Consider the following 13288-nt stretch of genomic DNA (forward strand, 5'->3'; position numbering starts at 1 on the left):
TCTCTCACCGTGACGGTCAACGCGACCTCGTCATCGGACGAATCGGAGATCTGCCCTGCCTCGTCCACCCCGTCGGACACACTCACGCGCACCGAGTACCGCGACCGGCTCTCATAGTCCAAGCTGCGGCCCGGCGCGACCAGCACCCTGCCAGCGGCATCGATCACGAAGTCCTCGTTGAACGCGTCGACATCTTGGCCGCTGACGGTGAAGCTCAACGCGTCGCCGTCGGGATCGCGCGCTCTCAGAGAGCCGACGGCCGCGCCCCCACCGCGGTCCTCATCCACCGCGAACGACAACGGGTCCGCACCGTCCGGTACCTTCCAGTCCCTGAAGAACGGCGCCAGATTCACCTGACCGCCCACCGGCCTGCCCACGACCCGGAAACGCAGCTCGCCTCCGAAATTGTCGTACCCCGGAATCTCGGTGCGGTACACCAGATTGGACGGGATCTCCTTGGTCCAGTGCACGCCGGAAACCTGCGCATCCTGCGTGTTCAGCAGCCTGGACCACGAGTCATCATACTTCTTCCGATGAAGCTCGGCCAAGGTCCAGCCCGCCGAGGCACTGTGGGTCTCGCCCTCCGAGTATGCGTTGGTCCAGCTCAGCCGAGGCGTGACCTCCGACAGCCCCGACCGGCGGGAGAACACGATGGCATAAGAGGAATCACCCGACAGAACCACGCCGTCGGTCGTCGGCACAAACGTGTTCAGCCCCTCAGTTATCGGACTCGGCCCCTCGAGAGCGATGCACGGCACATCAACGCCCAGCCAATGCGCCGCCGGGCACTGCTCGACATCGATGCCGACGCCCTCGAGCAAGTCCATCTCGATCTCATCGAGTTCCCATCCCTCGGGGTTCGTGCCCGTATTGAAGTACACAGCCCAGCCCGAGAGGCCCAGGTGAGCATCCCTAATGACCGTGCTGCAGGTCGCGCTGCCCCACGATCCGAGGTTGCCGACAAGCGTCCAAGCGGGCTCGGAATCGGTGTTCTGCTGGGCGGCGACGGGCTCTTCGTCGTCGCCGTTCTCTTGCTCAACGAACTCCACGAACTCGATCTGGGGCGGGGGCAGCTCGATCTGGGGCTCCTCGGCGTCCTGATCGTCCTGGGTGCCCTGCTCTTGGTGCACAGACGACTCGTCGACGCCCTGCTGTTCGTCGCGCTGTTGGGCTTGCTGGTGGGCGAGCAGCGACGCCGCCGAGTGCACGGTGGCGGCGGTCTCGTTGGTCCACGGCGACGCTGACACCTTGCCTCGGGCGTCGCGGAACCGCGCCCGCAGCTGCACCTTGTACGCGGCGCCCTCCTCCAGACCCGACAGGGTCACCGAGGTGGCGTCTGCGGCGGGCCACTCGTTGCCGCGATGAGCCTCGTTGGCGAACCGGAACGACAAGAACTCCAGATCCTCCCGCGCCCAGCTCACCCGGTACTCGAACGGCACCAGCACCGGCGCCTCCCACGAAATGGTCAGCTCACCCGCAGCACCGCTCCACAGCACCACCTCGCCGATCTCGTCCTCAGCGCGCACCACCACCTGCTCTTGCTGCTGGTCCTGCTGCTCGTCGCCGCCCTGCCCGTGCTGCTGCTCGGCGTTCTGCTGATCTGCCTGCTCTTGCTGCTGCTCGTCGCCGTGCTGCTCGTCGGCCTGATCCTGCTGATCTGCCTGCCCGTGCTGCTGCTCGTCGGCGTTCTGCTCGGCGTCTTGCTGCTGACCTTGGGCTTGCTGGTCGGCGTTCTGCTGATCGGCTTGGTCCTGCTGGTCGGTGGGTGTCTGTGCGGTGTTGGGTGCCATGCGGTAGGCGAACACGCGGTGCTGCAGATGGTCCAGTACCCACATCGTGTCGCCGTCAGACCAGATCCCCGCCGGCTCAGAGTTCCCCGCGTCCGCCAGACCGCCGAACCCCAACGCCGGCACCTGCTCGCCCGACCCCAGATCGTACGCGTCGATACGCGCCGCGGGGCCGTCGGCAACCCACATCGTGGCCCCATCAGACCACAGCCCACGCGTGCCCGACCCCACCACTCCCGCCAGCGACCGACCCTCCGACGCGTCGCCGGTCGCCGCGTCGAACGCCGCCGACACCCACCGACGCACCACAGCACGCTCGAACCAACCCACCACACCGCGACACAACACACGGCCTCGGCCCACCGGGTCTCGCTGACCCGCTGCGCGGCAACCAACTGAGTCGAGACTGTGCAGCCTGGCTAGCTGCTGGGGCCTTCGATGAAGACCTGGGCCGCCTCCGACACCGGCCGCCCGTCCGCGGTGCACACCGCATGCTCGCCGTCACAGCCAGAGCCCTTGAACACCGTCACCGACAGCCTGCGATCATCGCCGACCCTGACGGTGATGTCCCACAGATCGCTGCGACCCTCCACACGCTTGGCCCTGACCACCCGATGCGGGGACTGCACGAACACCCCACCCCCGTCGCGCATCGTCACATAGCTCACCGCCAACGGCTCGCTGAACCGCACCCGCACCACCACATCGGAACCCGCACCCGAATGCGCATCAGGCACACCCTCGAAACCCGCCGTCAACGCCGGCCCCACCGCTTCGGCCTCGTCCGTTTCAGTCTCGGGCTCGGCGGCCTGCTGCTCGGCGGAATCGGGCTCGTCGGCCTGCTGCTGGGCGGCCGGCGACGACACCACCGCCGTGACCTCACCGGTCCACGGCGACGCCGACACCTTCCCCTCCAGGCTGCGGAACCGTGCGCGGATCTGCACCTTGTAGCTCGCGCCCTGCTCCAGACCCGACAGCGTCACCGAGGACGCCCCGCCGTCGGGCCACACGTTGCCCCGATGGGCCTCATCAGCCTGCCAATACGACAGATACCCCAGATCCTCACGAGCCCACATCACCCGATACCCGAACGGCACCAAACCCGGCGCCCCCCACGACACCGACAACTCCCCCGGAGCACCGCTCGACACCACCACCGAACCAATCTCATCAGGCTCCAACACCCGCTGCTCCAACACCAACAACGGCCCCTCAGACTCCGACTCCTGATCGTCGGACCGCTCTTGCTCGCTCTGCTGCTCCTCCTCGGACTGGGGCATGTTGAACACGTGGACGCGACGTGCGGAACTGGTCGTAAAAAGATGGCTGGCATCGCACCACGCGCCCCGCGGCGCGGCCGCGAGGACTGGGGAGTCCTGCTCGGGGAGCCGCGAGCCGTCATCGAGGCTGTATGCGTATGTCTTGGCATCGCTCGTGTCAGTCACCCACAAGACCTCGCCATCGGAGCACAGGCCCCACGGCGACGAGTTGCCGGCCTCGCTCAGGCCGTCAAGGTCTTTCGAGGGATCGCGCTGGCCGGTCTCGAGCACATAGGCGAACACCTTGTGGACATCGGTAATCCACATGGTGGTGCCATCGGACCACATGCCCCTGGCCTCATTGTTCTCGTACGCCAACTCGAAGTCGGCCTCGGCCCGGCGGGTGCCGTCTGCCAGCGAATAGGCGAACACGCTGTCGTCGACCCAGTCGGCAGCCCACATGACGTCGCCGTCTGACCAGATGCCCCGGGGATCCCAGTTCCCGGTGAAGTTCCAGTCTTCGTCGTAGGTGCGCAGGTCGACGATGTCCCGCTCGGGCAGCCGGGTCCCGCTGTCGCGGTCGTACGCCAAGATGACGCTGCGGCTCTGGTCGACGACCCACACGATCGTGCCGTCAGACCACACGCCGCCCGCATGGGACGAACCCCCATTGGTGGCGCTGATGTCGTCGAGCATGATGTCGCGGTGAGCTGCCCAGCCGTAGTCGCCGACTGCGGCTCGATCAACCCTCACGCGGTAGATCTGGGTGCGCTGACCGTCGGAGGAGTCCACCGTGACCTCGAACGAAGTGGTGCCGACGTCCAGGTCGATCTGGTAGCCGTCGGCAGCATCGGCGTCAGGCGTGCTGATGGTGACCGAAGCGCCGAGGTCGGCAGGCGTTGCGGTCACCGTGGTGCGGGACACGCTGTTGTCCACGGTACCGGCATGGTCGTAGTCGATGCTGTCGAAGACGCCGAGGTCGACATCGGTCAGCTCGAGCGCTGACAGCGTTGCGTCGCTGGACACCGTGGCGTGCTGAGAGCGGGACAGCCGGACGGTGTACGAGGTGGAGACGTCGCCGTCGACCACCGAGACGGTCACCGCGGCTGGGTCAGTGCCCACTTCGACCTGGTGCCCGTCGACGGTGTCGTCGGCGTCGGCGGGGCTGATCGACACCTGGGCGCTGCGCGACGCTGCCGAGGCCCTGAGGGTGACCGAGGCGGTGCTCATCGGCAGGTGCAGCGAGTAGTGCCGCCGGCCGGGCCGGAACGAGCCGAAGTCGAACCCTTCGATCTCCAGCGTCGACAGCATCGCTGTAGGCGGCATGTTGTAGGCGTAGACCTTGTCGACCCGGAAGTCGGAGACCCACATGGTGTTCCCGTCCGACCACAATCCGGCGGGGAGATGGTTGCCGATGCCGGCAAGCGTGGTGGCGAGCGTGTCGAAGTCCCTGGAGGGCTGTCGTTCGCCGGTGGCCAGGTCGTAAGCGAAGATCTTGCTGGTGTTCCAGTCTGAGACCCACATGGTGTCGCCGTCTGACCAGAAGCCCCCCACCGCGGTATTGCCCGCCTCGACGAGCGTCGTGAGGCTCTTGTCAGGGAGATGCTCGCCGGTCACCGCATCGAAGGCGGCGATGCTGTCGAGCCCGCCGTTGTGCACCCAGAAGGTCTCGCCGTCGGTCCACGCCTCGCCCGGCGACGCCGGCGAGTCGAAGGTCAGGCCGGGCAGCGGCGCGGCGGTGGCCGCGTCGAATGCATGAATCTTCTGGTTCGAGGGGTCGAGGACCCACAGCGTTGTCCCGCTCACCGTCACTCCATGGGACGAGCCGACGTGCGGATGGGCCTCGGGGCTGATGTCCAGAGCCGGCCGACGTTCGCCGCTCGCCAGGTCGTAGGCGACGACGGTGGCCGAGAGCGGGCCGGCGGCCCACATGTGGATTCCGTCGGATGCCACCGAGTACGGGTCTTCGATCTCCCAGCCGAAAAAGTGCTCCTCGGTGGTGTCACGCTCGAAGGGGGCATCCGACAGCCGGGTCACCGTCAATGTGTAGGTGCTGGGCTCGGAGTCGTCTGAGGGCTGCACGACGATCTTGACGACGTTCGTGCCGACGGCGAGGGCGACCTCGTGCGCGTCGGTGTCGGGGTCGGCGTCAGCAGGGCTGATCGTCACCGTGTCCGAGGGATTTGACGCCTCTGCGGTGACGACCGCCTCAGCGACGGTGGGACCGACCAGCGTGGTGTAGTCGAAGTACTGGGGGTTGCCGACATGGAAGCCGGTGACGGAAACGCCTCTGCGGACGTGGCTCATCGAAAGCTGCGAGAGGGTCGCGTCGCTGCTCTGTGCCCAGGCAGGCCCCGTTGCTGTCGCCAGCACCGCTGACCCCACGACGCATGCCGCCAGCGCGCACATCGCGCGACGCGGCCGACGTGGCCCTCGTCCTGCAGCAGAACCGAACAGCTGCCGAACGAGGCTGCCGAATCCCGCACTGCTGCGATTGATCATGTTGTTCCCCGATGCCTCAGAGCCGCGATGCGCTCTGCAACCGCTCGAGTCTGCGGCGCGCTCGTGATGGCGATACCCCGTGCTGGCGCACTGATGTCAGTCTATTCGCGGCGGCGACAGGCAGGTCTGTGTCAAGACGGCATGGACGTGCACAGCGGTGCTCAAGCGGTGAGCAGTGCGGCAGGGATGACAGCGATGCCGTCGGGTCGCCGGTACGCCTCGGGCCCGGTGGTAATGACTGCGGCATCGGCGAGCGTGGGTCCGATGCGTTCTGCGAGCCATCGCAGGTGACGGGTGTCGCTGTGGGAGGCGGTCTGGGTGAGTTTCACCTCCAGCGCCACGACGCGACCGCCTGCTCCTTGGACGATCAGGTCGATTTCGTGCTCTCCGCCCTGAGTGCGCAGATGGAACACCTTGGCCTCGTTCGCTTGCGCGTACACGCGCACTGACAAGGTGACCAACGATTGGAACAACGCGCCGAGCAGACTGGCGTCGCGGGGAATGCGCCGGCCGCTGTCACGCCCCTCGAGCAGGGCGTCGGCATCGGTCTCGAGCAGGCGCGCTGCGAGCGCCGGATCGGCCAGCTGGTGCACGGGTGCTGCGGCCAGCCGGCGCAGATGGTTGCGGGAGGGCAGCCACGCGGGCAGTTCCTCGATCGCCCACAGACCCTCCAGCGCCGCGCGGTAGGCGATAGTGGTGGCCTTGGTCGGCTTGTCAGCCTCGCCCGGCGATGCCGCGTCCCGGATCTTCTCGAATGCCGCGGTTGTCGAGGTAGCGGCGGCATAGGCGGCCATCCATCGACGCAGGGCTGCCCGGTTGCGCAGCGTGCGGCCCTGCTCGTGGACGTGACGCTCGGCGATGCGGTCCAGGTAACCGTCCAAGAAGGCCCTTGCTGCCCGCTGGGAACTCCCGACAAGCGCAGGAAAGCCCGATCCGGTGATCTGCTCGGCGTAATCCTCCAGCCGCAGCGAACTAGCTCCCTCCACCGCCGCGCCGCCGCCTGCGAGCAGGCTGCCGAGACGCACCGTGGGGGGGCAAAGGCCGCGCTCTGCGAGCGACAGTGGCCGCATGCGCACCGTGACGATTCTGCCTGCACCTGAGTGCGTCGGCGCCTGTGCCGGCGCTGCGGAGCCGGTCAGCAAGAACCGAGGCGTACGGGGGTCAGCGTCCACCGCACGGCGCACGACATCCCACGACTCCGGCAACCTCTGCCACTCGTCGATGAGCACCAGCGGATGGCCCTTGGCAAGACGCGAGGGATCGGCGCGAGCGATGTCGAATTCGGCGATGTCGTCCAAGCGATGCACAGTGGTCGCCCGGCGCAGCGCAGTCTCGGTCTTGCCGACCGCCCGCGGTCCCTCCAACGCGACAGCGGGCAGCTCGGCGCACAGCACGTCGAGCTCGCTGTCCACGATCCGCGGCAAATAGCCGTCCGGCACTCCCGGCCCCATTCCGGGCAACGTTATCGAACCAAACCGACGGCCTCTACTGCACCAACACGACGCGCGCACTGTTACCGATACGACGCACATCCAGCCGCAGCGAGCAGCGGCGCTTCCCAGCCTTGCCGGGTCACCGTCGCGGCGGTCGCCGTCGGGCGACTGGCTAGCTGCTGGGGCCTTCGATGAAGACCTGGGCCGCCTCCGACACCGGCCGCCCGTCCGCGGTGCACACCGCATGCTCGCCGTCACAGCCAGAGCCCTTGAACACCGTCACCGACAGCCTGCGATCATCGCCGACCCTGACGGTGATGTCCCACAGATCGCTGCGACCCTCCACACGCTTGGCCCTGACCACCCGATGCGGGGACTGCACGAACACCCCACCCCCGTCGCGCATCGTCACATAGCTCACCGCCAACGGCTCGCTGAACCGCACCCGCACCACCACATCGGAACCCGCACCCGAATGCGCATCAGGCACACCCTCGAAACCCGCCGTCAACGCCGGCCCCACCGGCTCGGACCCGTCAAACTCAGACCCCGACTCAGACCCCGACTCCGACTCAGACTCAGACTCAGACTCAGACCCCGACTCAGACTCAGACCCCGACTCGGACCGCTGCTCAGCAGCCGCCAACTCCTCAGGCTCTTCCTTCTGCAGCGAAACCGGTCCCTCACCGCCGTCACCGTCACTGTCGCTCTCGCCGCCCACAGCGTCGTCGCTGTCGTCGCCGGTGCCGGCTGGTCGGGTCAGCACCACCGTGTAGGTGAGTATCTCCTTGCCCGCCCTCACGGTGATGGTCACCACGTTTGCGCCCACCGACAGGCTCACCTGATGCGCATCGGCAACCGGATCGGCGTCTGCGGGCAGCACCGTCACCGACGCCCGCTCATCAGCAGCCACAGCCGACACCGTCACGCTCTCGACATCCGCAGCCACCTCGGCCTCATAGATCAGCTGATCCGCCGAGAACGTCAGCTCCGCACCGCTCACCGCCAACGACGACAGCTCCGCGCTGAACGGCACCGGCGGGGGCGGCGGGTCAGCGCGATTGATCCGAACGGTGTAGGTGCGGGTATCGCCGCCGTTCGCCGACGTCACCACCACCGTGTTCAGCCCCTCCGCCAAGTCCACCTGCACGCCGCCCACCTCCGCGTCGGCGTCCGCCACAGAGAACGACACCTCCGAGTCGGAGAACGCCGCCGCAGCCGACAACGTCACCCGCGACACCTCCAGCGGCACGCGCACCGAGTACTCGAACCGGTCCGCGGAGAACGGAATGTCGGCGTCGCTGAGCCTGAGCCAGGTCAGCAGCGCGTTGGCGGGCATGTTGAACGCCCTGATGGACTCGGAATACCGGGTCTCGCTGACCCACAACGTCGCACCGTCAGACCAGAACCCCGCCATGTTGGCTCCGTCGTATGCGGTGCTGTTGGTGCCGAGCGGGTCGGGGATGTCCAGGTCGCTCTTTCGTTCGCCTGTCGCCAAGTCGTAGGCCCAGATGCGGTTGGGTCCCGGGAAGATCTGTGAGGCGGCCCAGCCCTCGCCGACCCACATCGTCTTCCCGTCGGACCACAGCCCGAAGATCTTGTACCTCTCCGCCAGCCCGGCGTCGACTCTGTCAGCCCCCGTCTCCAGCGCGATGTCGGCATCGGGCCGGCGCTCGCCGGTGCCGAGATCGAACGCGAACACCTTCAAGGCATAGTTCTCGGCGACCCAGATCGTCTCGCCGTCAGACCACACCCCGCGCAGCAGCTGCGACCCCGACTTCGCCTTGGACGTGCTGATCGCCCGCTCAGGCAAGAACGCTCCTGTCTCGAGGTTGTAGGCCCTGATGACCTTCTGATGCAGATACGAGACCCACACGATCTCCCCGTCAGACCACGCGCCGTTGACGACCGCGTTCAGCGTGGGAAAGGGACTGCACCCCGGCAGGAACGGGTCATCCAGCAGCCGAGGATCCAATTGCAGACCCGTCGCCAAGTCGTAGCTTTGGATCGTGCACGCCTCCCGGATTTGGGGGCTGCCGCCATGGCCGATCAGCATGAGCCGGTCGTTGATGCCCCACACGCCCTTGAAATAGGCCCATCCGTCCTGCGGCGGGTCGCCGTGGATGCCGATGTCCGCGTCGGCATTGCGGCTCATCGCCTCCCCTGGATCGCGCACCACCATCACCTCGTACTGCCGCTGCACCATCCCGTCGGCGGAAGTCACCGACACCCGCACCCAGTTGCGGCCCCGGATCAGCCCCACCTGATGCCCGTCGGTCTCGGTATCGGCGTCGTCAGCGAGGATCGATACCTCAGCCGCCGAATTGGTCGCCGTCGCAGTCACCGTCGTCGCCGATACATCGCCCGCCACGTTCGCCGCGTACACCAGCACCTCCCCCGAGAAGCCGCCGAAGTCCACACCCGACAGGCTCAACGAGCTCAACGACGCATCATCAGCCGCCGGCGGCGGATCCGTCATCGAGTCCTCAGGCGGGTCCGTGCTCTGCGCCCCCGCAGGAACCGCACCAGCCGCCAGCACCACCGCCGCCGCCAGCGCACCCCAACGAACCAAACGGCCCGGCGGACCCACGAGCCCCGAACGGCCACGACGCCGCCACACACCGGCGGCAGGCACCGCAGCCGTGCCGTCTCGACCCTCCGAAACCGCGCCATCCCTCACAGCACACCCCTCCCGTGCTCATCGATGCCCGACGAGCCGAACCCACCCGACACCGCGCCCACCTATAGCACACCCATACCGGCACTCACGAGCCAGCACAGACGCAGCGCAGCCGCACTGGCGATCTCGAACCCAGCAGCACGCGCCCAGCCCGGCGCCACCCGCCCAAGCGCCAACCCCCAAGGCTGACACTCTCAGCCCGACAGCGAGCCCCGAGAGTCGACCGGTCGCCGCCCGTCAGCTGTTGTCGGCGGCGGGGGGCACCGTGACCGTCACGGTGTAGGTGCGGACATCGGCGTTGTCGGTGTCGGGGTCGCCGTCGGCGTCATAGGACGACGTCACCGTGATCGTGTTCTCGCCCTCGGACAGCGTCACCGAGGTTCCTGTTCCGGTCGTGCCGTCGGCTGCCTCCCACGCGACCGTCACCGCTGCGTCGTCCGCGAACGCCGCCGCCGCGGTCACCGTCGCCGACATCGTTCCTGCCGCTGCCGTGCCCGAGTAAGCGAAGATGCCAGTCTGGAACAATCCGAAGTCCACACCCGAGATCGACAGCGATTTCAGCGCCGACGAGACCGGCATGTTGTACGCATAGATCTTTTCGTCCTGGTGGTCGACGACCCACATAGTCGTCCCGTCGGACCACAGCCCCACAGGATCGCCGTTCCCGGCGGCCGCCAGGGTGTTGAAGTCCAGATCGGCCCGGCGGTTGCCTGTGGCGAGGTCGTAGGCGTAGATCCTGTCGTCGTACGCATCGTCGACCCACAGGGTGAGCCCGTCAGACCACAGACCCCGCGGCGTACCGTTGCCGGCGGCGCGCCGGGTGCTGAAGTCCTTGTCGGCGTCGCGGTTACCGGTGGCCAGTTCGTATGCGTAGATCTTGGCATCCCCCCAATCGACAATCCACATCGTTGTGCCGTCGGACCAAAGGCCCATGGGGTCGCAATTCCCCGCTGAGCACGACGCGTTGATGTCCTTGTCGGCGTCACGGGCGCCCGTGTCGAGATCGTAGGCGTAGAGCTCTTGGCCGTAGCCCGCATCGGCGACCCAGATGGTGGTGCCGTCGGACCACAGACCCCGCGGAAAGTCGTTGCCGGCATCGTCGAGGGTGCTGATGTCCTTGTCGGCGTCACGGGCTCCAGTGGCCAATTCGTAGCCGTAGGCCCTGTCGAGGTTTCTGTCATCGGCGATCCACATGGTGACCCCGTCAGACCACACGCCGGTGGGATTCGGGTGGGTGGAGTGCCGCTGCAGAAGGACATCACGCTCCGGACTCCTCACGAATCCTGGCGCGAGGACCCGATTCAATTCGGCCTGTTGCTGGGCGAGCACCGCCGCTGTGGTCTCGGCGGTCCACGGCGACGCCGAGACCTTCCCTTCGACGCTGCGGAAACGCGCACGCATCTGCACCTTGTAGGTCGCGCCCCCCTGCAGGCCGCTCAGCGTGACCGAGGTGGCATCACCTGAGGGCCACTCGTTGCCGCGATGAGCCTCCTCATCCACGAACCGGAACGACAAGAACTCCAGATCCTCGCGGGCCCAGCTCACCCGATACTCGAATGGCACCAGCACCGGCGCCTCCCACGAGACAGTGAGCTCCCCCGGCGCACCGCTCGACAACACCACCTCGCCGATCTCGTTCTCGCCGAGCTCGCTCCCCTGCTGCTCATCGGGCAGTCCCTGCTGCTGGCCTTGAACCTGCAGATCTTGCTGCTGATCATGATGTTGCTGAGCAACAGGCGACGACGACACCCCCGCGGTGACCTCATCGGTCCACGGCGACGCCGAGACCTTCCCTTCGACGCTGCGGAAACGCGCACGCATCTGCACCTTGTAGGTCGCGCCCTCGTCCAAGCCGGTCAATATGACCGAGGCGGCATCACCTGAGAGCCACTCGTTGCCGCGATGGGCTTCGTTCTCGGACTGGAACGACAAGAACTCCAGATCCTCGCGGGCCCAGCTCACCCGATACTCGAACGGCACCAGCACCGGCGCCTCCCACGAGACAGTGAGCTCCCCCGGCGCACCGCTCGACAACACCACCTCGCCGATCTCGCGGCCGGACTCGCTCGCACCCACCGGCACCCCGAGACCGGCCAACAACACCACTGCGGCCGCCGGGACCAGCCAACGCCCCAGCCGGCCCCGCCGCGCACCGATGCCCGACGCCTGACCCGCCATCACCGCCGACACAACGCGATCCTGCACGGCGCACCCCTTCCATGACCGCTCCATGCCCGGCGAGCCGCAGCCGCCCGGCGCCGCGCCACGTCTAGCACATTCGTACCAACACCTACGCACCGCCACAGCTCCGACTCTGTCGTGCGCCCTGCCGAGTTGCCGAGCGACACTGCCCGGTCTGTCATCCGCAATGTGGATAGTCAATTATCCTTTTGTGCATGACCTACCTGCGGAGGCACATCGACGAACGCCTCACGCACCTCATGGACGTCCACCCGGCGTGCCTCGTCGAAGGGATCAGGGGCACCGGCAAGACGTCCAGCGCGCAGCGCCTCGCCCGATCGACGCTGCGCCTGGACGATCCGCCTGTCGCCGCAATGGTCGCCGACGACCCCGAGGCTGCATACGGCTCCCTGCAGCCGCCCGTGCTGCTTGACGAATGGCAGCGAGTGCCCACAGTGTGGGATGCGGTACGTCGATCCATCGACGAGGAACGGTCGCCAGGCCGGTTCATCCTGAGCGGGTCGTCCCGGGCCGCGATGCGCACCGACGTTCATGCAGGCGCCGGACGCATCCTGCCGGTGCGTCTGCGTCCCATGACGCTGTCTGAGCGTCGGGGCACGGCACCGGCGGTGGCGTTCCGCGATCTCGCCGAGCACGGCATCGAGGCAGTCCGAGGCGTCCGCTCGCCGTTCTCGCCCGCCGAACAGGTGGCAGCGACCACCGAGTCCGGCCTGCCGGGCTACCTCGGCATGAGCGCCGCCGGCCACCACGAGGCGCTGCGGGCCTACCTCGATTTGGCGGTAGCCAGGGATCTGGCCGAGATCGCGCCAGCGCAGCGGGACATCACCAAGCTGCGCAACTACGTGCGCGCGTACGGCGCCACCGTCGGCACGACTGCCGAGCACGCTGCGATCCACAATGCTGCGGGCGTCTCCAAGGCAACCGGCGAGACGTACCACGATCTGCTCGTGCGGCTGGGTCTCGTCGAGGAGCTGACCGGTTGGTCGAACAACCTGCTCAAGCGCCTGACGCGTCGCCCGAAGCGACACCTCGTGGACCCCGCACTGGCGGCCGCCGACCACCACGAGACGGCCGCCGTGCTGGAACTGCGGCGTGACCGGCTCGGACAGCTCTTCGAGAGCGCCGTGGTGTGCCAGATCAGCGCGACCGCGGATGCCCAGGGTCTCGGCTGGCGATTCAGTCATCTGCGATCCGCCGGCGGGGAGCACGAGATCGACCTCGTGGCCGACCTGCCGGGGGGAGACGTGGTGGCATTCGAAGCGAAGCTGTCCCAGACCGTCAGCGCCGCCGAGACGCGCTCGCTAGCTGCGCTGCGCGACCGGCTCGGCGACGGCTTCCGTGCCGGCATCGTGGTGCACCCCGGCGCGACCGCCTACCGGCTCGGCGACCGGATCGCCGCAGCCCCCCTCGGCGTGCTGGTGTAGA

6 protein-coding genes are annotated in these 13288 nt (G+C 67.6%); 1 reads left to right on the forward strand and 5 read right to left on the reverse strand.

The annotated features are described in order from the left end of the window. From ACOGI5_RS00005 to ACOGI5_RS00025, 5 genes are all read right to left on the reverse strand, one after another. Positions 1–2093, reverse strand: a 2093-nt coding sequence (locus tag ACOGI5_RS00005) for a cadherin domain-containing protein (protein ID WP_419862419.1), incomplete at its 3' end; no start/stop codon positions are given. A gap of 113 nt (positions 2094–2206) precedes the next feature. Then, positions 2207–5353 carry a cadherin-like beta sandwich domain-containing protein gene (locus ACOGI5_RS00010; RefSeq protein ID WP_419862420.1) on the reverse strand — a complete coding sequence of 1049 codons (3147 nt, stop codon included), beginning with the start codon at positions 5351–5353 and terminating at the stop codon, positions 2207–2209. Between the two features lie 356 nt (positions 5354–5709). Next, positions 5710–6999: an ATP-binding protein gene (locus ACOGI5_RS00015; protein WP_419862421.1), complete on the reverse strand. Its 1290-nt coding sequence runs from the start codon at positions 6997–6999 to the stop codon at positions 5710–5712. A 154-nt stretch (positions 7000–7153) separates the two neighbouring features. Next, positions 7154–9661 carry a cadherin-like beta sandwich domain-containing protein gene (locus ACOGI5_RS00020; RefSeq protein WP_419862422.1) on the reverse strand — a complete coding sequence of 836 codons (2508 nt, stop codon included), beginning with the start codon at positions 9659–9661 and terminating at the stop codon, positions 7154–7156. 237 nt (positions 9662–9898) lie between these two features. Then, entirely contained in the window at positions 9899–11866 is a 1968-nt protein-coding gene (locus tag ACOGI5_RS00025) for a cadherin-like beta sandwich domain-containing protein (RefSeq protein WP_419862423.1), read from the reverse strand. A gap of 191 nt (positions 11867–12057) precedes the next feature. Here ACOGI5_RS00025 and ACOGI5_RS00030 point away from each other — a divergent pair, with 191 nt between their 5' ends. Next, positions 12058–13287 carry an ATP-binding protein gene (locus ACOGI5_RS00030; RefSeq protein ID WP_419862424.1) on the forward strand — a complete coding sequence of 410 codons (1230 nt, stop codon included), beginning with the start codon at positions 12058–12060 and terminating at the stop codon, positions 13285–13287. The last annotated feature ends 1 nt before the right edge of the window (position 13288 follow it).

Source organism: Candidatus Poriferisodalis sp. (genome assembly GCF_965208925.1).
Lineage (GTDB): Bacteria > Actinomycetota > Acidimicrobiia > Acidimicrobiales > Poriferisodalaceae > Poriferisodalis.

Coding starts and splice junctions, on each gene's coding strand:
- ACOGI5_RS00015 (WP_419862421.1), bottom strand. CDS start 6,999: ATGGGGCCGGGAGTGCCGGACGGCTATTTGCCGCGGATCGTGGACAGC.
- ACOGI5_RS00030 (WP_419862424.1), top strand. CDS start 12,058: ATGACCTACCTGCGGAGGCACATCGACGAACGCCTCACGCACCTCATG.
- ACOGI5_RS00010 (WP_419862420.1), bottom strand. CDS start 5,353: ATGAGCCACGTCCGCAGAGGCGTTTCCGTCACCGGCTTCCATGTCGGC.